24 protein-coding genes and 5 pseudogenes are annotated in these 25,724 nt (G+C 61.1%); 20 read left to right on the top strand and 9 right to left on the bottom strand.

Annotated features, from left to right (window positions below; all coding sequences use genetic code 11):
* From KRR38_RS17015 to KRR38_RS16995, 5 genes are read left to right on the top strand one after another with little or no spacing between them, the layout of a single operon-like run.
* Positions 1-1,386, top strand: a complete 1,386-nt coding sequence (locus KRR38_RS17015) for a CpaF family protein (protein ID WP_217403788.1) — start codon at positions 1-3, stop codon at positions 1,384-1,386.
* Complete coding sequence (locus KRR38_RS17010; protein WP_217403786.1) at positions 1,383-2,384, top strand: type II secretion system F family protein; 1,002 nt, start codon at positions 1,383-1,385, stop codon at positions 2,382-2,384. Before KRR38_RS17015 ends, KRR38_RS17010 begins: the two co-directional genes overlap by 4 nt.
* Position 2,385: 1 nt before the next feature.
* Positions 2,386-3,354: a type II secretion system F family protein gene (locus tag KRR38_RS17005; RefSeq protein ID WP_217403784.1), complete on the top strand. Its 969-nt coding sequence runs from the start codon at positions 2,386-2,388 to the stop codon at positions 3,352-3,354.
* Position 3,355: 1 nt separating this feature from the next.
* Complete coding sequence (locus tag KRR38_RS17000) at positions 3,356-4,072, top strand: tetratricopeptide repeat protein (RefSeq protein ID WP_256449478.1); 717 nt, start codon at positions 3,356-3,358, stop codon at positions 4,070-4,072.
* Entirely contained in the window at positions 4,072-4,551 is a 480-nt protein-coding gene (locus KRR38_RS16995; protein WP_217403780.1) for a prepilin peptidase, read from the top strand. Before KRR38_RS17000 ends, KRR38_RS16995 begins: the two co-directional genes overlap by 1 nt.
* A 71-nt stretch (positions 4,552-4,622) precedes the next feature.
* On the opposite strand, the gene KRR38_RS37785 is transcribed toward KRR38_RS16995, so the two are convergent.
* Positions 4,623-4,850 carry a helix-turn-helix transcriptional regulator gene (locus KRR38_RS37785; protein ID WP_217403778.1) on the bottom strand — a complete coding sequence of 76 codons (228 nt, stop codon included), beginning with the start codon at positions 4,848-4,850 and terminating at the stop codon, positions 4,623-4,625.
* A 17-nt stretch (positions 4,851-4,867) separates the two neighbouring features.
* Positions 4,868-4,972, bottom strand: a pseudogene (locus tag KRR38_RS16985) (IS5/IS1182 family transposase); the annotation flags it as partial.
* Between the two features lie 82 nt (positions 4,973-5,054).
* On the opposite strand from KRR38_RS16985, the pseudogene KRR38_RS36220 reads away from it, so the two are divergent.
* The 7 genes and pseudogenes from KRR38_RS36220 to KRR38_RS16955 all read left to right on the top strand — a co-directional run.
* Positions 5,055-5,335: pseudogene (locus KRR38_RS36220) on the top strand (IS21 family transposase); the annotation flags it as partial.
* A 78-nt stretch (positions 5,336-5,413) separates the two neighbouring features.
* On the top strand, positions 5,414-5,692 hold the full coding sequence (locus KRR38_RS36215) for a transposase (RefSeq protein ID WP_309141071.1): 279 nt from the start codon (positions 5,414-5,416) through the stop codon (positions 5,690-5,692).
* A 278-nt stretch (positions 5,693-5,970) separates the two neighbouring features.
* Positions 5,971-6,267, top strand: a pseudogene (tnpB, locus tag KRR38_RS36210) (IS66 family insertion sequence element accessory protein TnpB); the annotation flags it as partial.
* A 1,028-nt stretch (positions 6,268-7,295) separates the two neighbouring features.
* Positions 7,296-7,406: pseudogene (locus KRR38_RS37780) on the top strand (PEPxxWA-CTERM sorting domain-containing protein); the annotation flags it as partial.
* 766 nt (positions 7,407-8,172) lie between these two features.
* Positions 8,173-8,571, top strand: a complete 399-nt coding sequence (locus KRR38_RS16965; RefSeq protein WP_254515451.1) for a helix-turn-helix domain-containing protein — start codon at positions 8,173-8,175, stop codon at positions 8,569-8,571.
* 121 nt (positions 8,572-8,692) lie between these two features.
* Positions 8,693-9,373, top strand: coding sequence for a response regulator transcription factor (locus KRR38_RS16960; RefSeq protein ID WP_217403772.1), 681 nt, complete (start codon positions 8,693-8,695; stop codon positions 9,371-9,373).
* A 40-nt stretch (positions 9,374-9,413) separates the two neighbouring features.
* Positions 9,414-10,742 (top strand): HAMP domain-containing sensor histidine kinase, encoded by a 1,329-nt coding sequence (locus KRR38_RS16955; RefSeq protein WP_217403770.1) that lies wholly within the window; start codon positions 9,414-9,416, stop codon positions 10,740-10,742.
* Here KRR38_RS16955 and KRR38_RS16950 read toward each other — a convergent pair.
* Positions 10,736-10,954: a hypothetical protein gene (locus tag KRR38_RS16950; protein ID WP_217403768.1), complete on the bottom strand. Its 219-nt coding sequence runs from the start codon at positions 10,952-10,954 to the stop codon at positions 10,736-10,738. The two genes, KRR38_RS16955 and KRR38_RS16950, sit on opposite strands and share 7 nt — an antisense overlap.
* A gap of 476 nt (positions 10,955-11,430) precedes the next feature.
* On the opposite strand from KRR38_RS16950, the pseudogene KRR38_RS16945 reads away from it, so the two are divergent.
* A pseudogene (locus tag KRR38_RS16945) lies at positions 11,431-12,631 on the top strand (IS256 family transposase).
* Between the two features lie 345 nt (positions 12,632-12,976).
* Positions 12,977-13,282, top strand: a complete 306-nt coding sequence (locus KRR38_RS16940; RefSeq protein ID WP_217403766.1) for a hypothetical protein — start codon at positions 12,977-12,979, stop codon at positions 13,280-13,282.
* A 106-nt stretch (positions 13,283-13,388) separates the two neighbouring features.
* Here the strand turns inward: KRR38_RS16940 and KRR38_RS16935 are convergent, their stop codons facing one another.
* The 5 genes from KRR38_RS16935 to KRR38_RS16915 all read right to left on the bottom strand — a co-directional run bounded on the left by KRR38_RS16935 (position 13,389) and on the right by KRR38_RS16915 (position 15,788).
* The gene (locus KRR38_RS16935) at positions 13,389-13,700 is read right to left on the bottom strand and encodes a helix-turn-helix domain-containing protein (RefSeq protein WP_217403764.1); all 312 of its coding nucleotides are present in this window, start codon (positions 13,698-13,700) and stop codon (positions 13,389-13,391) included.
* 75 nt (positions 13,701-13,775) lie between these two features.
* On the bottom strand, positions 13,776-14,030 hold the full coding sequence (locus KRR38_RS16930) for a hypothetical protein (protein WP_217403762.1): 255 nt from the start codon (positions 14,028-14,030) through the stop codon (positions 13,776-13,778).
* Between the two features lie 491 nt (positions 14,031-14,521).
* Positions 14,522-14,845, bottom strand: a complete 324-nt coding sequence (locus KRR38_RS16925) for a hypothetical protein (protein WP_217403760.1) — start codon at positions 14,843-14,845, stop codon at positions 14,522-14,524.
* A 15-nt stretch (positions 14,846-14,860) separates the two neighbouring features.
* The gene (locus tag KRR38_RS16920; RefSeq protein WP_217403758.1) at positions 14,861-15,049 is read right to left on the bottom strand and encodes a hypothetical protein; all 189 of its coding nucleotides are present in this window, start codon (positions 15,047-15,049) and stop codon (positions 14,861-14,863) included.
* A gap of 166 nt (positions 15,050-15,215) precedes the next feature.
* Positions 15,216-15,788 (bottom strand): TetR/AcrR family transcriptional regulator, encoded by a 573-nt coding sequence (locus KRR38_RS16915; RefSeq protein ID WP_217403756.1) that lies wholly within the window; start codon positions 15,786-15,788, stop codon positions 15,216-15,218.
* Between the two features lie 371 nt (positions 15,789-16,159).
* On the opposite strand from KRR38_RS16915, the gene KRR38_RS16910 reads away from it, so the two are divergent.
* Positions 16,160-17,446 carry an integrase arm-type DNA-binding domain-containing protein gene (locus KRR38_RS16910; protein WP_217403754.1) on the top strand — a complete coding sequence of 429 codons (1,287 nt, stop codon included), beginning with the start codon at positions 16,160-16,162 and terminating at the stop codon, positions 17,444-17,446.
* Between the two features lie 118 nt (positions 17,447-17,564).
* On the opposite strand, the gene KRR38_RS16905 is transcribed toward KRR38_RS16910, so the two are convergent.
* Positions 17,565-18,182, bottom strand: a complete 618-nt coding sequence (locus KRR38_RS16905; protein ID WP_217403752.1) for a hypothetical protein — start codon at positions 18,180-18,182, stop codon at positions 17,565-17,567.
* A gap of 176 nt (positions 18,183-18,358) precedes the next feature.
* On the opposite strand from KRR38_RS16905, the gene KRR38_RS16900 reads away from it, so the two are divergent.
* From KRR38_RS16900 to KRR38_RS16880, 5 genes are all read left to right on the top strand, one after another.
* Complete coding sequence (locus KRR38_RS16900; RefSeq protein ID WP_217403750.1) at positions 18,359-19,519, top strand: IS110 family transposase; 1,161 nt, start codon at positions 18,359-18,361, stop codon at positions 19,517-19,519.
* An 819-nt stretch (positions 19,520-20,338) separates the two neighbouring features.
* Positions 20,339-21,193: an SDR family NAD(P)-dependent oxidoreductase gene (locus KRR38_RS16895; protein WP_217403748.1), complete on the top strand. Its 855-nt coding sequence runs from the start codon at positions 20,339-20,341 to the stop codon at positions 21,191-21,193.
* Between the two features lie 68 nt (positions 21,194-21,261).
* Positions 21,262-22,977 carry an FAD-binding protein gene (locus KRR38_RS16890; RefSeq protein ID WP_217403746.1) on the top strand — a complete coding sequence of 572 codons (1,716 nt, stop codon included), beginning with the start codon at positions 21,262-21,264 and terminating at the stop codon, positions 22,975-22,977.
* Positions 22,978-23,043: 66 nt separating this feature from the next.
* Positions 23,044-23,898 carry an SDR family NAD(P)-dependent oxidoreductase gene (locus tag KRR38_RS16885; protein ID WP_217403744.1) on the top strand — a complete coding sequence of 285 codons (855 nt, stop codon included), beginning with the start codon at positions 23,044-23,046 and terminating at the stop codon, positions 23,896-23,898.
* 92 nt (positions 23,899-23,990) lie between these two features.
* Positions 23,991-25,724 carry an FAD-binding protein gene (locus tag KRR38_RS16880; RefSeq protein WP_217403742.1) on the top strand — a complete coding sequence of 578 codons (1,734 nt, stop codon included), beginning with the start codon at positions 23,991-23,993 and terminating at the stop codon, positions 25,722-25,724.

The following is a 25,724-nucleotide window of genomic DNA, read 5'->3' as shown; positions in this document are numbered from 1 at the left end:
ATGTGGCAGCTGCGTCGTTCGGGTGCTCAGGACCTCGAAAAGGTTGATGCGCCGACACAGCCTGGGCAGCCTACGCTGGTCGCCGACCGCGTCCAAGCCGAGGTTTCAGATCGGATCCTCTCCCTCAAAGTCGAAATACATCGGCAGCTGATCGACCGAATTAATTTGTCGCTTTTGGACAAAATGTCGCGCGAGCAGATTGCGCCCGAAGTCAACGATATCGTCGCCGAATTGCTCGAGACCGCCGGTCAAGTGCTCAACCGTGCCGAGCGATCCGCGCTCAGCAACGAGGTTCTCGACGAATTGCTCGGCCTGGGGCCGCTGGAACCGTTGCTCAAGGACGAGACGATCAACGACATTCTGGTGAATGGGAGCCAGACGGTCTTCGTCGAACGCTTTGGCGTCCTTGAAAAAGTACCCACGCGCTTCCAGGATGAAAAGCATCTCCTGCGCATAATTCAAAAGATCGTCAGCGCGGTCGGCAGGCGGATCGACGAGTCCTCGCCTTTCGTCGATGCGCGACTTGCAGACGGCTCTCGCGTAAACGCCATCGTTTCGCCGCTCGCCATAGACGGCTCGCTTCTATCTATCCGCAAATTTTCCAAGAAACCGATCAGCATGGACCGGATGATCGAGCTGGGCTCGATGCCTGCGGAAATGTCCGAAGTGCTAAAAGGCATCGTGCAGGGCCGGCGGAATGTCATTATCTCGGGCGGCACCGGCTCGGGCAAGACGACCATGCTAAACGCGCTCTCCACTTTCATCGACGAGCGAGAGCGAATCGTCACGATCGAGGACTCGGCCGAACTTCAGCTTCAGCAGGAACACGTTGCGCGTCTCGAAACACGGCCGCCCAACATCGAAGGCAAGGGCGAGGTCAACCAACGCGACCTCGTCAAGAACGCACTGCGCATGAGGCCCGATCGCATCATCCTCGGTGAGTGCCGCGGCGGTGAAGCTTTCGACATGCTTCAGGCCATGAACACCGGCCACGATGGCTCGATGACGACTATCCACGCCAATACGCCGCGAGACGCGCTTTCGCGCATTGAACAAATGGTTGGCATGAGCGGAATCGACATTTCGGCACGGTCGGCTCGAGCGCAAATAGGCTCGGCGATCAACGTGGTTCTTCAGATCGGCCGTCTGAGCGACGGTAAACGCAAAGTCCTCTCGCTTAGTGAATTGACGGGTATGGAAGGCGAGACGATCACCATGCAGGAGATCTTCCGCTTCAAGATGACCGGACGCGATGATTCGGGCAATGTCCTCGGCTACCACGAGGCCACGGGCATTCGTCCTAAATTCGCCACCGAGCTAGCCTCACACGGTATCAATTTGGATCCGGCGCTGTTCAAGCCGCAAACGCGGTTCGACCAGCGATGACACCGCTAGTAGTCCGACTGTTTACGCTTATCGCGATCTTCGCGTCGGTATTTCTGATTTCGCAGTTCGGGCTCGGACAGTACCTGGATCGACGTGCCGAGCGCTCGGCGGTCAATCGTCGCCTTACCTTGCTGCGTTCGGGAATCAGCCGTGACGACATAAACTATACGTTGCTGAAGAATGCACCGATGGTCCTGCCACCGGACGCAGGCCCGCTGCTCCGCATGCGGGCCTCGTTCCAGCGCGCGGTCATGATGTCTGCGATCCCGCTTGACACGCGTCAGGTCACGATAGGCATGACAATCGGTTTCTGCTTTTTGACTGGCGTCATCATCCTGTTCGCCATGGCTTCGCGGTTCATTTTGACCTCTGGCGTGATCATGCTCGTCGCGGTGATCGCAGCCTCTATTTCTATCGGTCTCCCGCTAATGGTCATGAGCCGTCTCGCACAGCGACGACAGAAACTAATGGTCGAACAGTTTCCGATCGCGCTGGACATATTTACGCGCTCGCTGCGCGCGGGGCATCCTATCGCCTCGGCCATCTTTCTCATAACCGAGGAAATGAGGGATCCGATCGGTAGCGAGTTCGGCTTGGTTTCGGACGAGGTTTCCTATGGCGCCGAGCTCACCGATGCGCTGCTGGCGATGGCCGATCGCTGGAGCCTCGAGGACATGCGGATGTTCGTAGTAGCCGTGTCCGTCCAGAGCGAAACCGGCGGTAACCTTGCAGAGATTCTGGAGAATCTGTCCAATGTAATTCGAGCGCGCGCCTCCATGTTCATGAAGGTTCGAGCCTTGAGCTCGGAAGGACGCATGACTGCCTGGATGCTTACCGTGCTTCCGATCCTCACCCTTGTTAGCATGTTCATGGGGAATGCTCAATTTTACCTGGATGTCGCGGAGGATCCTATCTTTATTGTTGGATTTTCCACTCTAATTCTACTTTACGCATTGGGCGTCTACATCATTCGCCGCATGGTAGACCTTAAGGTTTGACATGATCGATTTTCTCGTCGCCAATCCCTACGCCCGCTATGCTGCTCTTCTGGCGCTTTTCGCCGTAGTGGGCGGGGTGGCCCTGCTTGTTATGTTGATGACATCGCGCCGCGTTTCCCTGCGGGGCGAGCTGCGTTCGCTTACAGGGACGCAGGCAGGCACGCCCGAGACGCTCCGCAGCAGGCGCGACGATCAATGGACGAGGCTCGTCGACCGGATCGAGAAGGCGGGCCTTAGCCTTACCGATACCAAGGCGGACCGACTGCGCGCGAAAATGTTGGCGGCAGGCTTCCAATCCACTGCTGCCCCGCAGATCTATACGCTACTTCGTCTGGCGCTGGTTATCTTGCTCCCATCCGCCTTCGTTGGCCTGAACGTGCTTTCCGGCGGGCAAATGTCGTACATCAAGCTCTACATTGTAGGGTCGATCACGGCGCTTGCAGGGCTCTACCTGCCAGCGGTCTATATCGCGGCTCGAATCGACCGCCGGAAAACTGCGATCGTTAATGGGTTTCCCGACAGCCTCGATCTGATGCTCGTCTGCGTCGAAGCGGGGCTTGGTCTCGAAGCGGCGCTCGATCGCGTTGGGCGGGAGGTTGCTGTCTCGCATCCGCTGGTTGCGGAGATGTTGACCATAGCGACGCTCCAGTTGCGCGCGGGTGCTTCGCGGGAAACAGCGTTGCGCAAGATGGCGGATTCGGTCGGGGTAGACGAAATCGGTTCTTTCGCAACGCTGTTGATCCAATCGGACAAGTTGGGCACCAGCATTGCTACTACTTTGCGAATCTACGCGGCAGAAATGCGTGAAAAGCGGCGGATGCGGGCCGAGGAAAAAGCCCACCGCATTCCCGTGCTGATTTCGATCCCGCTGGTGACTTGCTTGCTGCCAGTGATGATCGGAATTCTGATGCTGCCCGCCGCCATACGGGTGGTCCGGGTAGTTTTCCCCGCCATGGCAGGAGGAGGGTAATATGCGACAGGGACTTTTGAAGGCAGGTATAGCCGTCGTGCTGGCGCTCCCGTTGGGTGCGTGTAGTTCCTTTCTTGGCATTCATTTCGCCCGGCACACGCCTCGAGCGGAACCGGCTCAGGCTCTCGCAACGTCGGTTGGCGGCTCGACCGAAGCTGGCCGTGCGCTTTTGGCTGACGGGCAGCCGGGCTCCGCCATCGAATCCTTCCAGCGCGCGATAGCGAGCGGCGAGCCGGCCGCTCCCGCGCTGAACGGACTTGCCGTTGCCTTTTCCCGCCTCGGACGCGACGATCTCGCCGAGCGTTTTTTCCGCGAGGCGATGGCGGCGGATCCAGCCAACACTCGCTATGCCGATAATCTCACGCTCCTGATGCGTTCGCCTAGCTTCGCCGCGCGCAATGCCGCGGTTCTCGTGGCCCAGGCGAGCCAGCAAAGCACCGAGTTGCTCGCTCAAACCAAGACTGCAACCCAGTCGGCAGAGAGAACACAGCCGGCAGTAGGACAGCTCCAAAGGCTTTCGCGCGCCGAGGTGCACATTACCACGGCGGCTCCCCAGGCCGCTCCGTTACGCACGGCCGCCTTGTCGCTCGACAAGCGATTCAAGCCGCTGGCCCGGGTTGTGCTGGCGCCTAAGGTGCCCGACAATTTCCAGCCTCTTGTGCGGTTAGATATGCCCGAAGCGAAGGCCGTGGCGACCAAGGCGGATCCTAAGCACTGATGTTCTTGAAATTCCTGCCACTGGCGGCACTCTCCCTTGCCGCCGTGGTCGCTTCGTGGTCGGACGTGTTTCATCGACGCGTTCCGAACTGGTTGTGCGCCGTGACGGCTCTCGCCGGACTGGCCGCAGGGCTGTTTCTCGGCGGGCTCTCAATTCTGGGCAGCCAGTTTTTGCATATGGTCATCGTACTCGCCGCCGGTATGGTGCTATTCCGTTTCGGGATTTTCGGCGGCGGGGATGCAAAGTTTTACGCTGCGGTCGCAGCCTGGTTCACCGTCGGCAAGGCCGCGTTCCTGTTGGTCTGCATCGCCATCTCTGGTCTTGCGCTGCTGGTCGTCTGGTTCGCCTATCGCCGTATTCGCAGGCTGCCGATCAGCCGGAAAGGCGGCGAGACGCTGTATGATAGCCTACCCTATGGCATAGCGATCGGCGCCGGCGCGGTGCTCGCAATGCTTTCGTTGACCGGAAACCCGATCTGATCTGCGAAAATTGGTGAGTTAGATCCGAGCCTGCCCTTGAGCCGCCACGGCCCTTCTACTTCTCGAAGCCGTTAGCTTTCAGGCATCTCCTCTCGGGGATTTTGGGCTCCCTGGAATGCCGGGAGAAGGCGCACGAGGTCGACGCGGCTGTTTAAGTGAAGTTTCGGCAGAATATGGTGTAACTGCTTTTTCACGGTTCCGTCGCATACGCGCAGCATCCTCGCGATCTCCTTGCTGCTGAGGCTGAACCGCGCAAACCTCGCCACTTCAAGTTCGCGACCGCTGAGGGTCCGATTCAAAATTATCCGCTGCGATCTCAAGCCCTCGCGATGCGGCGTGCGTATAGCTGCACCGATACGATGAATAGCCAGGCAGTGGCTGAGGCGATTGTTTGCTCGAAGTCCTTGGCAAGGCGTCGATGAACCGAGGTTAACCCCGGCTCATTGGGCAACCAGGTCCAACAATCAGGGAATTTTCAAAGCCCACTTTTGCGGAGAATTACACGCCCACTGACTAAGGGTAAGGTTGAGTGGGAGTTCCACTATAACCGCGAGGACTTCTTCCTGGGACGATCCTTTCGCAACATGGAGGACCTCAATGTTCAGCTCATCGACTGGTGCGATACGGTCGCCAATGCACGCGTGCACGGGACGACCCAACGCGCGGTCGCCGAGGCCCTAGCCGAGCAACAAGGGGGGAACTGCAGCGGCTCCCCGACCATCGCTTCAACGCAGTCCTGATGCTTGAGCGGCGGGTTACCCATGATCGCTTTGTAGGTAAGGGGAGCTTGAGCCCCACCTTGCGGTGGTGATCCGCAGCACCGAGTCTTGCCGCCCTTGGTCGGGCGGAGGTCGCTGGTGCTATGACGATGTCATGTGATGATGCTGGCACTAGCGTTATTCGTCGGTTCGAGGTTTTCACCGGCGCAGGCAAGCGCCGTGATTGGCCGCCGGAGGTAAAGGTCTCGACCGTAGCAGAGAGCTATTCGAGCCAAGAGACCATCAGCGCCGTGGCTCGCCGGCATGGCATCTGTCCCTCGCAGTTGTTCACGTGGCGCGGGGAGTTGCGCAAGGAGCTGGAGACGCGAGGAGTGCCGCTTCCGGTCTCGTCCGCCCGGCGCCCCTCTTCGTTCCCGCAGTGATCGAGCACCTGCCTTCGCCCGAAGTAACACCGGTCGCGAAGCGGCGACGTCGGCGGCGGGGATCGCCTCCGAGCGCGGTAGAGCTAGAGATCGACGGCGTGGCGGTCAGGATCGCGCGCGGCGCGGATAAGGGGCTGATCGCGGCAGTAATCCAAGCGCTCAAGGCAACGCGATGATTGGACCCGGCGCCGGTGCGCGAGTGGTAATTGCGACGCGGCCCGTGGATTTTCGCAAAGGACCAGACGCATTGGCGGCCGTAGTACGGCGGCGATCCATTTCCCGGCGTGATCTACGTCTTCCGGGCAAAGCGCCGCGACCGGATCAAGCTGATCTGGTGGGACGGTACCGGCCTATGCTTGATGGCTAAGAAGCTCGAGCAGGGCGGCTTTAAGTGGCCCGGCAGCCAGGACGGCGTGATGCGCCTGACAGAGGCGCAACTCGGGGCTTTGCTCGAGGGTCCCGACTGGCGCCGCGTCCATGGTGGACGCCGACCGATGGCCCTGCAGATCGCCGGTTGGCGGGGCGTTCGCTGGCTGATTCACTGCTTCCATGTTCACGGAAGCGGACCTCCCTGACGATGTCGATGCGCTGCGGGCGCTCGTCCTCGAACAGGCCCGCAAGCTCGAGAGGACGGACGCAGAAGTTGATCGCCTGAGGGCGATCATCGAGGCTTTCGAGTGCCATCTGTTCGGCCGTAGTTCCGAACCGCTCGATGACGATCAGCTCAGCTCGCGCTCGAGGATGTCGAGACAGCGCTCGGCTGCGCCGAAGCCGCCGTAGATGCCAGCGCCGGGCGTCAGCGCAGCGCTTGTGAAGCTCCTCGATGGGTCCGCAGGCTGGAAACGGGTCTACGCCGACAAGTACGCCGTCATCCACGTCCATCCGCCCTGCGGACCTTATCGTTAGGTAGCAGATTTAGCCGCGCTAACGGGGCTCGGCAGCGGATTAACAAGGCTTATCGCGAAAAGTGCCCCGTTATGGCACGGAAGGCCTAAATGGCGGCTAACAGTGGTAAATAAACGTTAAAAACCTTCGACTCAAAAGGTAACCAAGGTTATACGATCCCGTGATCGGGAAGCATTGATTCTGCATCAGGCCGCAGCGACGGCAATGTGCATTCGTATTAGCTTGGAGGTTAACGATGGCATACCGTTTGAAGATCGCTCTCGCCGCGGCCGTCGCGACGCTCGGCACCATGGGCATGGCTGCGCCGGCCGCAGCCGTTGATATCGTCACCAGCTGCAGCGTCGTGGGCCTGGATGACATCATCCCCAACGCGCAGGCCTGCGCGGGTTACTATGACAAGAACGTTCTGAAGTCGGGCGCGGGCGGCGCCGCGAGCGCTGACGAGGTCACTGCGCTCGGCCTGCTCGGCCTTACCGGTACGATCAACGTTCTCGAAAAGCTCGACAACTCCGGGAACTTCGCGACGCTGTTGAATGGGATCACTTATATCGGTGTGCACTATGGCAACGGGCAGGGACCTGTTCCCAACAATCCCGGCGGTGTGACGGCCTTCTATCGCTTCGACGCCGGCACGAACCTCGACAGCTTCAGCTTCCAGAACGGTTCGGTCTCGGGCGTTTCGCTCTACAAGACGGGGGGTGCGGTTCCCGAGCCCGCGACCTGGGGTCTGATGATCCTCGGCATCGGTCTCGCGGGTGGCGCGCTGCGTCGCCGGCAGCGCCAGGCGGTTCGCTACAACTTCGCCTGAGCGACTTAACCTTCAAGGTTTGCGAGAGGGAGCGCGAAAGCGCTCCCTTTTTGCATGCGGGTGCCATTTTCGTTGGGAAAAACCAACTACGGGGCAGGGATTGAGCGTGCTAACTCCAAGCTCGGTTCCGGAAACGGAGCCAGGTCCAAATGATTGATACCCCTTTGGATTCCCCTCCGCCTCGGCGGAGGGGTTTATTTTTTCCGGACGCTACATGAGCTTCGAGAAGCCGCGCTGACGGAAAAGCCGGCTGTGCAGCGAATTCCGGTGGACCGGGAACAGCGCCCCGCCGACGGTGTGAACGGCTCGGCTGCTGCGATCATCAACGCTGCGCGGCAGGCGTCGGACCCATTGCTTCCCACTTTGTGCAGAATTGCCGGGCGAGTATTTTCTCTCCCCTTCTTACCGTGGCGGTTCCATTGCGGAAATCGTGCAAGGCAATCGCGCAGGCCTCGTCGCGAGTTGCTCTTCCGCCCGCTTCCCCTTCGCAGAGTTATCGCTACCGTCTCTCGGCGGTCAAACATCATGCGCATTGTCCGCTTGGCGGACGCTCTGTGCTTCGTACGAGGCACTTTCTACTCGATAATTCCGCCATTTTGGGACATTCGTGAGCCGTGTAAGCGAAAATTCGCTAATTCTGTCCATCATATGGTTTATGAGCTGCAAAGCATTAGTTGACAGGAAATTGCCAAACTTGCATCGTTTGGGTTCAACGGCGGGAACCTTCCTTCAATGCGCATTTCTCAGGAGAAGAAGGTTGGTTGAGATGCAGCAAGACTTTTCGCATCAACTCCGGACGCTTCGCGAGGCGCAGGGGCTGTCGGTGCGTGCGTTGGCGAGTCTCGTCGGCGTGTCATCGGTCACCATCTGGAAATGGGAAAAGGGCGACAGCAGGCCTCGGCCGAGGTTGATGACGCCGCTCGCCCGCGCATTGGATGTGTCGCCGCAGCAATTGCAGCCACGTATGACCAACGGGGAAATGCACGCGAAGCCGGCCGAGGCGGAAGCTGAAGATCGAGAGGGTTCTTCCATTCAGCCCACGACTGAGGGCTTGACGTCAGCGCCGGTCGAAGCCCTGTCCGAAGTCATAGCTCGGGCAAAGCAGATGATTGCCGACGCATCGGGCACGGGACCGAAGAATATCACGATCTTGATCGAGTACTGATCCGAATGGCAGTCAAAGATCGTTATCCCGAAGAGAGATTAACGTACGCCCTTTAAAAATTAGAAATACTCGATAGACTAAATTCAATCGAGTTAATCCCTGCAATGCCGAGGGGGCGAAGGTGCGTGTCCTTCTTGCTGAAGACGATGACGAGGCAGCCGGCTACGTAGAACGCGGCCTGGAGAAGCTCGGTCACCGAGTTGTCCGCGTGTCGAATGGCGAGGAAGCGCTGCAGTTCGGCACTACGGAACGGTTCGATATGATCGTGCTCGATCGCATGATGCCGAAGCGAGAAGGCCTGGACGTGCTTCGCGGCCTTCGATCCGCCGAAATCGAAACGCCGGTTCTGGTTCTGACCGCCATGGGTGGTATTTCGGATCGCGTCGATGGGCTGGACGCGGGAGCGGATGACTATTTGGTCAAGCCTTTCGATATTTCGGAGCTCGTCGCGCGCATGAACGCCCTGCTGCGGCGCGCGGCACGCGGTGAAGCGACGCGTATCGAAATCGGTGACATCGCGATCGATCTGATCAAGCGCAGGGTCACCCGCGACGGAAGACAGGTAACGTTGCAGCATCGCGAGTTCACGCTACTCGAGCTGCTGATGCGCAATGCCGGCAGGCCGGTCACGCGGAAGATGTTTCTGGAGCAGGTCTGGGGTTATGACTTCGATCCGAAGACCAATGTGGTCGAGAGCCATCTGAGCCGCTTGCGTGCGAAGCTGCGCGACGGCTTTGCCGATGATCCGATTGAGACGGTCATCGGTCAGGGCTATAGAATGCGGGTCGATGCCCAAGCTTAGATCGAGCGCCGCCTATCGCATTTCCATCACGACTGCTGCCGTGGCAGGCTGGGGCCTCCTGGTATTGGCGCTGGCCGTGTTCTTTTTGGCGGACGCCAAGATGCACAGCTTCCAGGATCGGGAAATCGTCCAGGAAGTCGCCGACCTGTCCCATGAGCCAACCCGGGCGGAACTGCTGCGGGAAATCCGTTCGCGGGAGGAAGGGCCAGGCAATGGTCTGAATTATGCCCTGTTCGATCCCAGCGGCAACAAGATAGCCGGCAAGCTCGACCTATCGCCTCCGCCGACCGGGCTTGCATCGCTCCGCATTCGCGATGCTGACGGAGATGAGCATGTCGGGCGGGCGCTCACGACCAATCTCGAGCTGGGCTACACGCTGGTCGTCGCGGGCGATTCGAGCGGAATCGAAGAAACTCGGTGGATGGTCGCCAAAATCTTCGTCATTGCGCTCGTCGCCTTGCTGCTGGGGAGCGCGGTTGGCTGCCTGCTGCTGGCAAGCTATTTGCGCCGAAGATTGGACCTGATCACCGCCACGGCTTCCGCCATCATCTCGGGCGATATCGTGGGGCGGGTTCCGGTGCGAGATCCCGGTGACGAATTCGATGCGGCGGGGCGCACATTCAATCTCATGCTGGAGCGGATTGCGGGCCTCATGGAGAACCTGCAGCAAGTGTCGAGCGATATTGCCCATGACTTGCGCAAACCGCTGATCCGTCTGCTCTGCCAGACCGACCGCCTCGGCCAGGTGGATGGCGCAGAACAGCGCGTGCTCGATATCGGCGACGAGATGCTGGAGTTGTTCGCCGCGATCCTGCGCATCGCTGAGGTCGAGGGCGGGAATGTCGAGCGGAGCTTCAAGCCTGTCGATCTGAGCGCGCTGATGAGCGAAGTGGCGGAAAGCTTCGAACCCCCATTGACCGACGCGGGCGATACTATCGAATGGGAAATCGAGCCGGACATCGTCGTCATGGGAAACTATGGGCTATTGACCCAGCTCGCGGCCAATCTGCTCGACAATGCGCGCATCCATACGCCGCCCGGGACGGCGATCCGGCTCGCGCTGGCGACGGAGGGTTCTCGAGCCATGCTTTCGGTGGAAGACAACGGTCCGGGCGTTTCCGAAGCGGACGCCAAGCAACTTCTGCAACGGTTCTTTCGTGCAGAAACCAGCCGTACGACGCCAGGGAACGGGCTGGGCCTCAGCCTCGTTGCTGCGGCCGCGCGCGCTCATGGCGGAGAGGTGTCGATTGAAAATGCCGAGCCTGGCCTACGGATTTTGATAAGATTGCCGAAACTGGGCGAACCGTCCGAGTTCGAGAAACCGCCGTCATCACGGCTGGCCGGTTTCTTCGCTAAATGGTTTCAATGACCGATGTGAAATCGGACCTTTGACGGATCCACTCCGGCTGCCGCGGCGATGCAAAGCCGCTGCTCTTCCAAGACTGCCGTCCAGGCCTCCGGGTCGAAGCGTCCTTGTGCGTCCTGAACATTTACGGCTTCGGCCTGGTTGGCAGTAAGCAGTCGACTACCATTTTTCGCCGGAACGGTGATCCGGCCAGCGTCGCGCAACTTACGGATCATGTAGACTTGCTCCCGAGAACCCATCACCTGACGTTGGCATGGGCCTTGCTTGAAGGCCAATTGATAAAAACCAATCTCGCTGAACTGGCGTTGTCTTGCTGATCGCTGGGGCGTTTCGCGACCATACAGGGCAAGCTGGTCGGCTGCCGAGGCAGATGGCCTCTGTTCTTTCCAAGTTACAGAAAATTAGGGATTTTTATCGGTTGGCCTAGGCGACTGTGTTGCTTGTGCGTTGCCGGTGCGCGATGTCCTCCGAACTACATCTGTATCATTTTGGGTCGTACGGCGCGGTCCATCAGGCGATCTTTGCATCAGTCGGTCGTGCCCCGGATGGTGGTGTAGCTCGAGGGTAGCGAAGCTGACCGGACGCGCGCTTTCCATATAGCGCTGTAGCGGCCGGTCAGGTTCGCGGGTGGTCATCGGAGATCTTCGGATAAGGTTGGGTTGCAACACTCAACTTGAACGAGGACGTTCCGATGACCGAAGACATGATGGACCTGCAGGCGCTGGTGGGAAAGAGCCCGGATGCGGATTTTCTGCGCGATATGATCGGCTTTGCCGCGCGGCGACTAATGGAGATGGAGGTCGGCGGCCTGACCGGGGCCGCTTACGGCGAGAAGGACGTCGAGCGCCTGGCCCAGCGCAATGGCTACCGGGATCGCGACTGGGAGACCCGGGCGGGCACGGTCGAGCTGCGCATCCCCAAGCTGCGCAAAGGCAGTTACTTCCCCCGGATTTCTGGAACCCCGGCGGATGGCCGAGAAGGCGCTGACCGCTGTCATCCAGGAAGCGTACATCCAGGGAATCTCGACGCGATCGGTCGATGATCTTGTCAAGGCCATGGGCATGAGCGGCATCTCGAAGAGCCAGGTAAGCCGGCTCTGCGGAGAAATCGACGGGCGCGTGAAAGCCTTCCTCGAGCGGCCCATCGAGGGCGATTGGCCATACGTCTGGATGGATGCGACTTACATCAAGGTCCGGCGAGCAGGCCGGATTGTGTCGGTCGCCGTCATCATCGCCGTCGGCGTCAACAGTGACGGTCGCCGCGAAGTGCTCGGCATGGCGATCGGCCATTCCGAAGCCGAGACCTTCTGGACCGACTTCCTGCGTAGCCTGGCTCGCCGAGGCCTGCGCGGCGTGAAGCTCGTGATCTCCGATGCCCATGAGGGCATCAAGGCGTCCATTGCCAAGGTGTTCAGCGCAACCTGGCAGCGCTGCCGCGTCCACTTCATGCGCAATGCCCTGGCGCATGCCGGAAAGAGCGGGCGCCGGGTCGTATCGGCGTTCATCGCCACGGCCTTTGCGCAGGAGACACCTGAGGCCGCAAAGCTTCAATGGCGCTCAGTTGCAGACCAGCTTCGTCCCTCGGTCCCCAAGCTCTCTGCCTTGATGGACAGCGCCGAAGAGGACGTCCTGGCCTACATGACCTTCCCGCCGCAGCATCGCACCAAGCTTCACAGCAACAACCCCATCGAACGCCTCAACGGTGAGATCAAGCGGCGGACCGATGTCGTCGGAATCTTCCCCAACGATGAAGCGATAACCCGCCTCGTCGGCGCTATCCTCCTGGAACAGAACGACGAATGGGCGGTCCAGCGCTGCCGCTACATGAGCCTTGAGAGCGTCGCGGGATTGAGCGACAATGCCATCATCACGTTGCCAAGCATGGCAGCCTGATCAATCCGGCTTAGCCGGAGATCGACGTGGCCACGCCCGCGATCCTACACCACGCCATGGGGCACGATCCATCAGTCAGATCGCCTCGCTTGCCTGCGCTTATAGCGATGTCGAGGCAGCGCCCAAGAAAGGCTGAAGTCATCTTTGCGTGCACTTAATGAACTGATTGCGAAGTTAGGATTTCCCAACGTCCCTCGTCGCAATGCGCATGTTACAATCCCGGCGTGAGCGATGACGGTTAGGCTCAATTAGCTGGCCTGTCGCTCGATATGGTTGCGCTACCTGGAGGGGTGGAGCGTTGGAGTGTTCCCTTTTTGCGGATGTGTCCGCTCAGTAGAGAGAGAAATGGCATCTACGAACAAAGCTCAACCGCAGCATGATTTCCTCGCGTCGGACGCCTCTATGCAACTCGTACCGCAAATGGCTGCGCAATTGACCAAGGACCTTTGCGCAGCCTGGGACGCCATCCAGCCGATGGAAGAGTCTTGGGGGAGCCTCCTTGCCGGTAGGGACAGCACCGGGGCAGCTCTGAAGAATCTCAACGAACTGGCGCGGCCGGCGTTCGCAGAAACGGAGGCGCAGCGGCTGGTCTTGTTGCGGATGCGATTGCTGCTCGATGCTTTGGGGCTGCGGGATATGTCCAAACACTAGGCGCCCCATTTCGGATCGGTCGGCAACGTTCGGCTCGATACCACCGGCAATCATCTGGTGTTGGCATAATCCGCGTTTTGGCCGCACGCCCGGGCCGGGGCCGGGCTCAGTACATGACGCCGCTCTTTGCAATGAGATAGCGGGTCAGCGTTTCACGCCGGACATGATGTCGTCTGGCAATTGCCCCGATATCGTCACCATCCTGAAGTGCCCGAAGCAGTTCCGCATGGACGGCGTCCAGCCTGTGCGAGGAAAGCGGTTTGCGAAGCGTCGCGTTTTGGCTGACGAGGAAGCGACGAATGGTGTTGTGGGCGCAGCCAAAACGCACGGCCAAATCCTGAAACGACGCACCCTGTTCGTAGAGGCTTCGGATCGTTTCTGCCTCCGAAAGCAGCCTGGGCATAACGGAGCGGCTCATCACGGCCTCGATGCGCCGGTAGCGGCGGTCATGCGGCGACGGGCGATGGTTTGCGCTAAATCGACAGGTGCTGCCTCAATGAAGCGGCGCATCGAATCTAAGGCCGGTGCGTGTGCCGATAGACCATGCCACCGTCGCGACGAGCGGGCCGAGCCCAGCCATATCCAAGCTGACGCAGGCGCCCGTCGAAAACTGGAAGTCACATTCGAACATTGCGCCGCTCGCGGTCAGGTTTCTGATCAGACCGTCGAACTTTAATGGGCCGTGGGTTATGCGAGCCGGAAAGTCCGTGACTTCGTGGTCCGGACCGGCTGGGCGAGCATCCTTCATGTGCAATATCGCTTCCGAGCACTAACTTGTTATCTGCCTCGGGTCTTAACTTAACGGTTTTTGCCTCCATCCTCTCATTGGGATTTGGCGAAAAAGTTGAACGATCCCGGCCAAAAAAAGCCCCGCCCGAGGCGAGGCCGAGTTTGTGCGGATTTTTGGCCGGTATCACGACCGGCATCCGTTAGACGCCGCGATTCCTGCGATTCCCCAGTGTGTTGATGGCGCCGTTCGGCACAGCTGCGCCAGCTTGCCGCCGACGCTGACCGCCCCTTTGGCAGTCCCTTCGCCGCTGTTCCCTTTGCATTGCAAAGTTCAATTTCGCCAAAGTTGCGGAAAATTAATGATATTAGTGTGGAATGGGTTTGGCTGTCGTCACGGGCCCATGGTTTCCCGATCAAGATACCGTGGCGACAGTCACCTCCACGATGGGGCGTTGGCCGGTGATGACCGGCAAGTCATCTGCCTGGGTTGCGCAGACTTTCGAGAGCATCCTAGAACTGAGCGCGTTCCTCGGCAGTGCGGAACGATACGCGCAATCCCGCAGCGCAATGCAGCCGCCTGACACTCTGCGAGAATTCGGTCGGCTGGTACAGCGTGCGGACCAGCATGGTGATCGACATTCGGTTCAGCTTCTGGTCGGTCCCGCGATTGATCCATTCCAGCGCGATCGGCCTGATCTCCTCGAAAGGCAGGCCGTTCAGCAGGATCAAGTCCTCGGCGCGTATGACGTAGTGATACACGAACGCTAAACGGCCGACGCAAGCTGAAGTTTCAGGAAATCCCATTGCGGTCGGACATGCTGCAGCCGCGCTCATCGTTCGGCGGCAGTGTCAGAAAAGGCGCATGTACTCTGCGCCGTCCTGGCCACGAACGAGCGCGGAGTCTGCTATTCCGAGCGAGCGATACAGCTTCATATTTTCCGTCGCGCGACGCTTGGCGTCTTCCAGGTGCGCATATTCTTCCAGATTCATGATCACCCCATCCTTAACCCAGATAACGACGTAGAGTTTGTCGGTCATCGGCCGGTGCTCGGGCAGTGGACGTCACTTCGCATCTGGCCAGACTACAATGCCGGGCTGCGTCTACCACGTTGGGAAATCTCAATAACCTAGCACCGGGATATCCCGGAAAGGTTGAAGGAGCGGCCCGAAGATCGCTGAAGTCATCTTCGCCGCAATGGTTGTACTAATTGGACAGATCGACTTCGCGAACCTTGCGCTCGATCACCGAGGCAATCGCTTCGGGTGTCCAGCTTTCCGGGTCGAGCGTGCGCTGGATCGACATGCCGTAGACGAGCGAAATCATCTCCATTGCCAGTTGCCTCACGTTTGCTGCATCGCCATTTCTCGCGATGATGACCTCGCCGATCGTCGTGAGCGTCCGTTCGATCCACAATCGCTGCTCGGCAGCGAACTGGGGGCTGCGCACGGCCTTGTCCCAGAATGCGACATAGACGCGCCATCGCTTGAGCGTCGCTTCGTCGCTGCCACAAAGCGCCGTCAGCGCGCCGGCGAGGTCGGCCGGATCGCGCGCGAGAACTTCGCGGATCGGGCCTTGGCCTTCCAGAGCTAGGACCCGGTAGACGTCGAGCAGCAGTGTGTCCTTTTCGGCGAAATAGTGCGTTATCACCCTGATGCTGGCGCCCATTTCCGTGGCGATCCGGTTGAGCGTGGTTGCTTCGAGCCCGATGCGCGCGATGAGGTCCAGCGCCACTTCGGCTATTTCCTGCCGTCTCGCCTCATGATCTACGATGCGCATCCTGGCTGCCGTCTACATCGGACGCGCAAAACTGTCGAACGGAGCGTTGCTCGGCGGCAATCTAGCCGCGTCGACCGTAGTTAATTGGCTTTTGCATCCGCTTTGGATCCTTTTGGTTGTCTCACCTTCATCCTTGAAAATCCAACTGTCTGGTGCCCGATGCCGTTTTCCATGTATGTACTTGCCGCCGGATATTCTTTCGCCATCATCGTTTCCGCGGTGGTTCGCCACGGTCCGCTAGGATTGTGTTTCTCCTCAGAAAATTGCCCATTGGCTGACCGATTTGGTCGTGCCGTTCGCCACCTTCCGCACCGGAATATGGCACTCGGTATGGCTCGGGCACCTGAAATATATAATCTCGGAGATGACCCATGCTCAGCGATGCTAAAGCTTGGAATGCTAAAGGAAAATCGAAGCCCTACAAGCTGGCCGACAGCGCCCAGCTCTATCTTCTGGTTCGCCCGACCGGGAGTAAGTCATGGTGTTATAATTATTTTCTCGATGACCGCCAAAAGACTTTGATCCTTGGTCACTATCCCGCCCTGTCTATTCTTGATGCCAGGGTCAAGCGCGATGAGCTCAAGGCCGTGCTCAAGGAGGGGCGCGAGCCACGCATCGTCAAGAAGCTCCTGATCGAGGAAAACGTCGCAGCGGCTCGGACGACCTTCGAGAAAGTGGCGCGGACCTGGCATGCGCACACTAAATCGCGGTGGTCGAGCATCCACGCCGATGATGTGATCCGCAGCCTCGAGCGCGATGTCTTCATTGAGATCGGCAATCTGCCAATCTCAGACATCACCCCGCAGCTCGTGCTTGAGGTGCTGCGCGCCGTCGAAAACCGCGGTGCGATCGAAACAGCCCATCGCCTCCGCCAGAGGATCTCGGCGAGCTTCGTCTATGCAATTGCCCATGGCTGGGCGACGAGCGATCCTGCGGCGAAGGTCGGCGCGGCTCTGAGTGCGGTGAAGCGAGGGCGCCAGCCTGCGATTACCGATCTCGCTCGGCTCCAGAAGATGATCCGCGACGCGGAGGCCGACTATGCACGGCCTATCACTCGCTATGCACTCCGCTTCATTGCCCTCACCGCCGTGCGGCCCAACGAGCTCCATGGCGGCGCCTGGAGGGAGCACGAGCGTCTTGACAGCCCGGAGCCGCTGTGGCGCATCCCGGCCTGGCGGATGCAACGCGACCGGGAGCGCATCAAGCGTTCCGACCACCTCGTGCCGCTTGCTAGGCAGAGCGTCGACGTGCTTCGCGCTATCTGGCCTTTAACTGGCGGCGGACACTACATCTTTCCAAGTGCCCGCAATGTGCACCGACCTATGAGCGCGGACGCGATCGGCTCCCTGCTCCGCCGCGCGGGCTACCACGGTTGCCATGTGTCGCACCTTTTCAGGGGCGCGTTCTCGACGATTATGAATGCATGGGCCGAGCACCGCGGAAAGGAGCACGACCGCGACGTTATCGACCTGATGCTATCCTATACGAGGGAGAGGACGGTCGCGGGCACCTGCAATCGTGCGGCCTACATGCTCCGTCGGCGCGAACTCGCGCAGATCTGGGCAGACATGCTCTGTGAACACCTGCCCGAACCGGAACTGCTGATGGACCGGCCGTCACGCGGGGTCATCGGCGTCGCAGATGACCTCCCGCGGTAACGGATTCGTGCAATTTCAACGGAGAATCTAAAATATCATACTGGTACCTGCCACTCTTGCCAGTTGGCCGGCTGGAAAAATTTCGAGCATGCTCACCTCCGTTCTGGGGCTTACCACCTCACGGCGCGAGTAAATTATCACGTTTTACTCGAGGCCGAGAAACGCGGTGACCTGTTACGCAGCCCACATGGTTCATCAAATTGCGCAACAGAGCCCGGACCTGCTCCTGTGCGAAGCCGCCGTCATGCGGGCGGGGGCCGTCAGCAAAAGAGCGGCAGTTCCATTTGCTGTAAGGTGTGAGCACTTGCGCCAATCGTACCGTCTCTGCGCACTCTAGACCCAAACCGCTCGCGTTGGCGTAGGCAAGCGATCTGGCAACATAGAGGCCGATGTGGCGGGCGCACCAGGCGTCGGAAAAGCCTACATCCAGCAAATGTGAAGACAAGGCAAGCTGGCTCACAATACCGGCACCGTACAGAAAGTCTTGCCAGTCGCCAGGCGCGCCAGGTCCAAGGGAGAGCATGAACTCTTCCGCGCGTCGCAAACGTGCCCGGCTCAGGCTACGCCCTTCTCGGGTTCGCAAGAGTTGAACCGGACTGGCCTTACAGGCTTCCCCTAGGGCCGTCAGTGCGGGGTTTTGGGAACGGGGTGCCGGCGCGACCAGGGTCGAGGCGGCTGGAGTGATGATGGCGCGGGGCTTTGGGCGCTGCGGCGTTACAGGAATGAGATTGTCCATAGAACCTCCGGTCCGCATCGTGCGGTTAAGCGGAAGGGACGAGACGGATGCGGAAAAAAGGTCCCGAACTCCCGCACGCTAGGCGCGGGAGCCGCCGGGTGCGGTTTAGCTGAGGTCTTTTTTCTCCTTCAGCGGGCATGATGCCGCGATCGGTATCGTGCGTGAAGGAGGACGTAATGGCGAAGAAGATCACCAATCCCGCTATCCTGGCGCTGAAGGAAGCTGCCGAAGTGGACCCGGCGCGCGGGCGTGTTTGGATCGGCCTCGATGTTGGTTTGCGATCGACGGCTGTCTGTGTTGTCGATAGCGACGGCAAGGTCGTCCACCAATGCTCGGTTAAGTCGAACGCGACCGAGATGGGGCGCTATTTCTCGAAGAACTTCAAAACGAACATAGCGATGATCGGGCTGGAGTCGGGCGCGATGGCGACGCATCTGACCACCAGCCTGAGACGGCTCGGCTATCGCGTCACCATGCTCGATGCCCTACAATGTAAGAAGGTCTTGTCGATCAAGCGCAACAAGACCGACACCAACGATGCGCGCGGCCTCGCCGAGATCACGCGGACAGGTCGGGAATATCTGACCGAAGTCTATGTGAAGAGCGCGGCCTGCTTCGAAGTCAGGGCGCAGATCATCATGCGGCACCGCCTCGTCCAACAACGCGTGGAGACCGAAGCCATGATCCGCGGCTTGCTGCGCGTCTATGGGGGTCGCGTCGAACCCGGCGCACAATCCTCCGCGACGTTCCGCGAGCGTGTGATGCAGCAAATGCTCATCATCCAGGATCAGGAGGGCATCAATATGCGCCCGCGCGTCCTACCCATCCTCAAGCTCTGCGAGGAGTTCAGGATCGAGGCCGATCGCATCGAGGCGGAACTGGAGATGCTGGCGAAGGAGCATCCGGTGTGCCGGCGCTTCCTTGAGATTCCCGGCGTCGGCGCGATCACCGCGCTGTCCTTCTACACCGCGATCGAAGACCCGACGCGGTTCCGGCGCTGCGACGACGTTGCCGCCTATCTCGGCCTCACGCCGAAGATCAGCCAGTCCGGCGAGACGCTGCATAAGGGCTCGATCAGCAAAATGGGCAACCGGTTGACGCGAACTCACCTCGTCGGCGCCGCCACGGTCATCATGTCTGCGACCAAGACCTTCAGCTCGCTCAAGGACTGGGGCGTTCGCCTATCGAAAAAGGTCGGCTACAACAAGGCCAAGATCGCTGTTGCCCGCAAACTGGCCGTCATCATGTTCGGCATCTGGCGCGACGGCACGCACTTCCAGTTCAAGACCGAGACCGTCGAGCCGCATCGCCAGATGATGCAGGGGGCGCGGGCCTGATACGAGATCCATCCGCCTGGACGCGGATGGCACGATCCTCCCGGGAGGCGGAGGGACCGGAGACGCCGATTTTACCAACTTAGGGCAGCGATGACCCTGTGCCTGGTTGATGGTGCTCCACCCTTCGATACGAACGGACCATGATGCGGCGTGCGATCCATCAGCCATCAGGCTGTCGCACGACCCCGGAGAGAGTGTTGCACCTCGGGTCGATCAATACTTGCCGTCCAGGCCTTGAAGAGGGAACGAGATCATGTTCTGATCAAACATATCCGGCGTCTCCCCCAGCCGAGGGGACCTCAGCTAGAGAAGCTGGTAACATGCTGGTCGCATGCGCCGCCGCCTTTAACCCGGAGGTCTGGACATGCGCGACGAAACCCCGGAAACCGAGGTGTCCGAGTTGCTTGACCAGCGGGATTACCAGTCCCGGCGCTGCCGTTTGCACAGCGCGCCGGTACGATAACAGAGCCAATTCCTCACGCCAAGAGCGGCAGACTAATCCTGGGCACCGAGCTTGCGGGCGGCACTCCTCTCGCGCCTGCAAGGGGAAAGGATCGGACGGACTCCGTTGCCAAGTTCTCGGTGCGACCGATGCGTCGGTGAAGGCCTGCTCGATCTCGGCGAGCGATGCGCCGGACATGAAGGCATCGGCAGACGCGGCCGAAGTGCCCTGACGGCGACCGCATAAAAAGTACGCCTCTGGGTGTTTATCTTGCTCCTGCTGCCGGCTATTAACCGGTGATTGTGCAGCCCTCTGCACCGCGCGTCGGCGGCGCAGAGGGCTGATCACCAACGCGATTGGGCAGAGGAGAATTCGCCATGGGGCAGCTGACCGGCAAAGTTGCCGTCGTGACGGGCGCCAGCCGCGGTGTAGGAAAGGGTATCGCGCTCGCCCTCGCGGACCAGGGCGCGACGGTCTACGTCACCGGCCGTACTGTGGCGGCAGGCACCCAGGTGCTTTCCGGCACGATCGGCGAGACTGCGGCCGAAGTTGATCAACGCGGCGGCAAGGGTATCGCCGTTCAGGTCGATCTCGCGAAGGACGAGGACATTGCCGCCCTGTTCGACCAGGTGAAGCGCGAACAGGGCCGGCTCGACCTGCTCGTTAACAATGCCATCGTCATCCCTGACGAACTGACCCAGCCCGGCGGCTTCTGGCAGAAGCCCTTGTCCAACTGGGAGATGTTCGACATCGGCCTGCGCGCCGCATTCGTCGCCGCCTGGCATGCCGCGCAGATCATGGTGCCGCAGCGTTCGGGACTGATCGTCGGTATCTCGGGCTATGTCGGGGTGACCTATACTTACGGGCCGATCTTCGGCGCAGCCAAGGCCGGGCTCGACCGCATGGCCCGCGACATGGCGATCGAGCTCAAGGAGCATAACGTCGCCTCGGTTGCGCTGTGGCAGGGCTTCACTTTCACCGAGCGGGCGATCGACAACCTGAAGAACGTTCCCGGCATGGCCGCGCAACTGCGCAGTTCGGCGGGCAGTTCGCCGGAATTTCCGGGCCGCGTCGTCGCCGCGCTGGCTGCCGATCCTGCGATCATGAAGCGCAGCGGCGGGACTTTCATCAATGCCGAGCTGGCGCAGGAATACGGCATCACCGACGTGGACGGCCATGTCGTCCCGTCGAACCGGGCCGAGCGCGGCTCGCCGATCTGGCAGCCGGTCTGAGGCGCCAAGCAACTGGACTAAACGGCGAAGCGGCCGCCAAGCGCCGCCGCCAATTGCGAGGAGCCTGCATGATCATTCGGAACCTGCCCGACCGTTGGGATCTCGAGGCGGATGTCGTCTCCGTGGGCTCGGGAGCCGGCGGGCTTGCCGCCGCGATCTCGGCGCATGAACATGGTGCCAGCGCGATGATCCTGGAGCGCACCGAGCAGGTCGGCGGCGTCACCGCCTATTCGCTCGGCGAGGTCTGGATACCGGGCAATCATCTCGAGGCAGAGATTGGCATCGAGGATTCACCCGAGAGCGGGTTCCGCTACGTCAAGAGCCTCGGCATGGGCTATGCCAACGACGTCGCCATCCTCAACCAGGCGGTGCACGGCCCGGCCATGCTCGAATTCTTCGAGAAGACGATCGACCTCAAGATGATCGTCATCCGCAACTGCCCCGATTACTATTTCGGCTATTCCAACGACAGCGTCGCCGAGGGCCGGCTGCTCGAGGTCGAACCGTTTCCTGCGCAGACGCTCGGCGAATGGCAGGAGCGCACGCGGGTTTCGCCGCACGTCATGTACGGCTTCACCCACGAGGACATCTCCCGGAACGGCGGCTCGGCGAACATTCTCAAGTGGGATTTCTCGGCCATGGCCGAACGGCTCGAAAAGGACGAGCGCTGCCTGGGTTCGGGCCTCATCTGCTACTTCGTCAAAGGCGCGATCGATCGCGGCATTCCCATGCACACCGGCATGGACGTCAAGGAACTGATTGGGGACGGGACGCGTGTCGTCGGCGTTCGCGCTGTACGCGGCGGCGAGGAGCTGTTCATCAAGGCAAATCGCGGCGTGGTGGTGGCGGTCAGCAGCTATGAGCGCTCACCGGCCTTCTCCAAGACGCTGGGCCAGCAACTCGACGTGCAATCGGTCATCATGCCCGAGGTCGACGGGGCGCACCTGCGGCTGGCGGGCAAGTTTGGCGCCAGGGTGGCGCGGGTGCCCGACGTGACGATGCTGGGTTTCTCCGTTCCAGGCGAAGAGCTGCAGGAAGGGGTGCCGCTCTGGCGCAACATCATGGCCTTCGCCGGGCTGCCGCATTCGATGGTGGTCAACCGGGCGGGCAAGCGGTTCGCCGACGAGGGCTTCTACCGCTCGCTCTATTTCGCAGTCGATGCGATCGACGGCGCGACGCAGGATCATCCCAATTTCCCCTGCTGGCTCGTGCTCGACAGCCAGGCGCGCGAGAAATATCCGCTGGCCTCGATCCTGCCGGGCCAGCCGATCCCCGAGGAAGTGGGCATCACTGCCGACAGTATCGCGGAACTGGCGGCCAAGACCGGCATCGCCGCAGAAGGTCTCGCCGAGACGATCGCGAACTTCAACGCCTATTGCGAACGCAACGACGATCCCGAGTTCGGCCGCGGCAAGTCGCTATGGGGCGCCTATATGACCGGGGACAAGTTCCACAAGCCGAGCCCGACGCTGGGGCCTTTGCTGAAGGCGCCGTTCTATGCCGTGTCGCTGAGCCGGCTCGCCAGTTCGGGCATCGCTTCGGCGGGTGTAGTCGTCGACGAGCACTGCCGGGCCATGGGCTGGGATGGCGAGCCTATCGAGGGCCTCTACCTGGCCGGCAACTCGGTCGCGCGGCTGGACAACGGTGCGGTGATGCAGAGCGGCATGTCCAATGCGCGCGGGATGACCCATGGCTATCTCGCTGCGCGGCACGCCGCGGGCGATCCCAGCACCCTTCTGGCGGCCGCGCTGGCCGAGCGCGCGCAGAGTTCCGCTCCAGCTTGAAGCCCAGCTCGATTAGGCTCAGAAACCGGAGTCGGATGCCCGCAGGGCACTGAACGGGAGAGAGAAATGGCCGGCGGAGCACTGACCGGAAAGACAGCCTTCGTAACCGGGGCCAGCAGCGGCATTGGCGAGGCGAGCGCCCGATTGCTGGCCGAAGACGGTGCAGCCGTGCTGATGATGGGGCGTGGCGAAGAGGCATTGGCGGCGGCGCGCGGCAGGATCGTCGACGCTCTTCCGCAGGCCAGCATCGAAACCTTTGCCGGCGACGCGACCGACGAGGGCGACGTGCGTGCGGCGCTTGTAAAGGCGCATGCCATGGCGGGCCGGCTCGACATCATCGTGCCCGCGGTCGGAGGCAGCAACAATTACTCGCCGATGCTGATGGAGCCGACCGAGCACGTGTTCTACGTGTTCAAGCGCAATTTCCTCAGCGCGTTTCTGGCCGTTCGCGACGGCGCGCCGCTGATGGCGCCCGATGGTGGCTCGATCGTCTGCGTCTCGACTGCGGTCGTCGCGCAGTCCTCGACCGGGCTCGTCACCTATGCGGCGATGAAGGCCGGCGTCGAGCGGCTCGTCGAGCTTTCCGCGCTCGAACTGGGCGGCGCGAAGATCCGCGTCAATTCGGTGCGCCCCGGGATGACCCGCTCGGCGGCGACTGCGTTCATGTACGATACGCCCGGCACCGAGGACCAGTATGCGGCGATCACGCCGCTTGGCCGTACGGGTGAGCCCGAGGACGTTGCGCGCGCGATCCGCTTTCTCGCCGGACCCGAAGCCGGCTGGATCACCGGCCAGAATTTCGCGGCCGACGGCGGCCAGCAGCTCGGCGGAATGGCGCCCGATTTTCTCGACGAGGCATACGGCAAGCCGCTGATGGACGAATTGCGCGCCGGACGCGTGCCGGATGCGCAGCGTCCTTGAAAACAAATGGACCGTTCGGTATTTTTATTCTTGCCCGACTCCGGTAAATGAGGCAGCCGAACGAATGAGAAGGCAGTGGCTCCGGAGACCGGATGAAGCCGCGCCGTCTATGGGAAGGGATCGTCGAAGTGCTCAACAACCTGCCGGCACGATGGGACATGGAAGCAGACCTGGTCGCGATCGGTTCGGGCATTGGCGGCCTGTCGGCCGCCATCACCGCGCATGAGCTGGGCCATAGCGCCATCGTACTGGAACGTTCCGAGCAGGTCGGCGGCGTCACCGCGCTGTCGATGGGCGAGGTCTGGGTTGCGGGCAATCATCATGCCGCCGAGATGGGTGTCGAGGATTCGACCGACAGCGGCTTCCGCTACCTCAAGCGCCTGTCGATGGACTATGGCGACGACCTCTCAATCCTCAACAAGGTGGTCCACGCGCGCGCGGCGCTGAGCTATTTCGAGGACCGGATCGGCCTCGAGATGGCAGTCATCGAGGATTGCCCCGACTACTATTACACCGTGTCCAACGACGCGGTGGCGCAGGGGCGTATGCTCGAATGCAAGCCGTTCAAGGGCGCGACGCTGGGTGACTGGCAGACCCGAACCCGCGTCTCGCCGCAGATGCCCTATGGCTTTACCCACAAGGACATGGGCGACGGCGGCGGCACCGCGAACATGATGAAGTGGGACTTCGCCAAGATGGGCGAGCGGCTGACCAACGACGAGCGCTGCCTTGGCGCCGGGCTCGCCGCCTATTTCGTCAAGGGCGCGCTCGACCGGAACATCCCGCTGCTGACCGGCACCAATGCCGACGAGCTGATCTCCGATGGCACCCGCGTGGTCGGCGTGCGCGTGACGCAGGACGGGCAGGAGAAATTCATCAAGGCGAACAGGGCCGTCGTCGTCGCGGTCAGTTCCTACGAGCAGAACCAGGACCTCAACAAGACGCTCGCCCGCCAGCTTGAGCAGGGTTCGATGCTGTTCTCCGGCATCAACGGCGCCAATTTCCGCCTGGCAGGACCGCTCGGCGCACGCATCGCGACGGTGCCCGACATCACCTCGCTGGGCGTGACCGTTCCGGGCGAGGAGGACGAGGAAGGCAAGCCGCTGTGGCGCAGCGCGCTGCCGGTCATAGGCCAGCCGCATACCATCGTCGTCAACCGCGAGGGCAAGCGCTTCGGCAACGAGGCGTTCTACCGCTCGTTCTACTACAAGATCGACCAGATCGACGGCGGCAACCAGACGCACCCGAACTTCCCCTGCTGGGTGGTGATCGACAGCCAGGTGCTGGAAAAATACCCGTTCTTCTCGGTGACGCCGGGCCAGGAATTCCCCGAGGGATTCGGCGCCAAGGCCGATACGTTGGCCGAATTGGCGGGCAAGATCGGCGTCGATGCGAAGAACCTTCAGGAGACCGTCGCCCGGTTCAACCTCAATGCCGAAAAGGGCGAGGATCCCGACTTCGGCCGCGGTACCCATCCGTGGAGCGCGTGGATGTGCGGCGACATCTATCACAAGCCCAACCCCAACCTCGGGCCGCTCGAAAAGGGGCCATTCTACGCGGTCGAGATGCGGCGCATGGGCGGTACCGGCATTGCCGCGGCGGGACTGATGATCGATCACCACGCGCGCGTCATCGGCTGGGACAGCCAGCCGATCGCCGGGCTCTATGCCGCCGGCAATTCGACCGCGCGGATGGAAACCGGCGCGGTCATGCAGAGCGGCATCTCGAACGCGCGGGGCATGACCTATGGCTGGCTCGCCGCGCGCGAGGCCTGCGGCGATCCCAGCGATCTCCTGAAGCGCGAAGTCGAGCGCATGGGGCTGTGA

The organism is Novosphingobium sp. G106, assembly GCF_019075875.1.
Taxonomy (GTDB): Bacteria; Pseudomonadota; Alphaproteobacteria; order Sphingomonadales; family Sphingomonadaceae; genus Novosphingobium.
The sequence above is the reverse complement of the archived record's forward strand: the minus strand, read 5'-3'. Positions and strand labels throughout refer to the sequence as shown.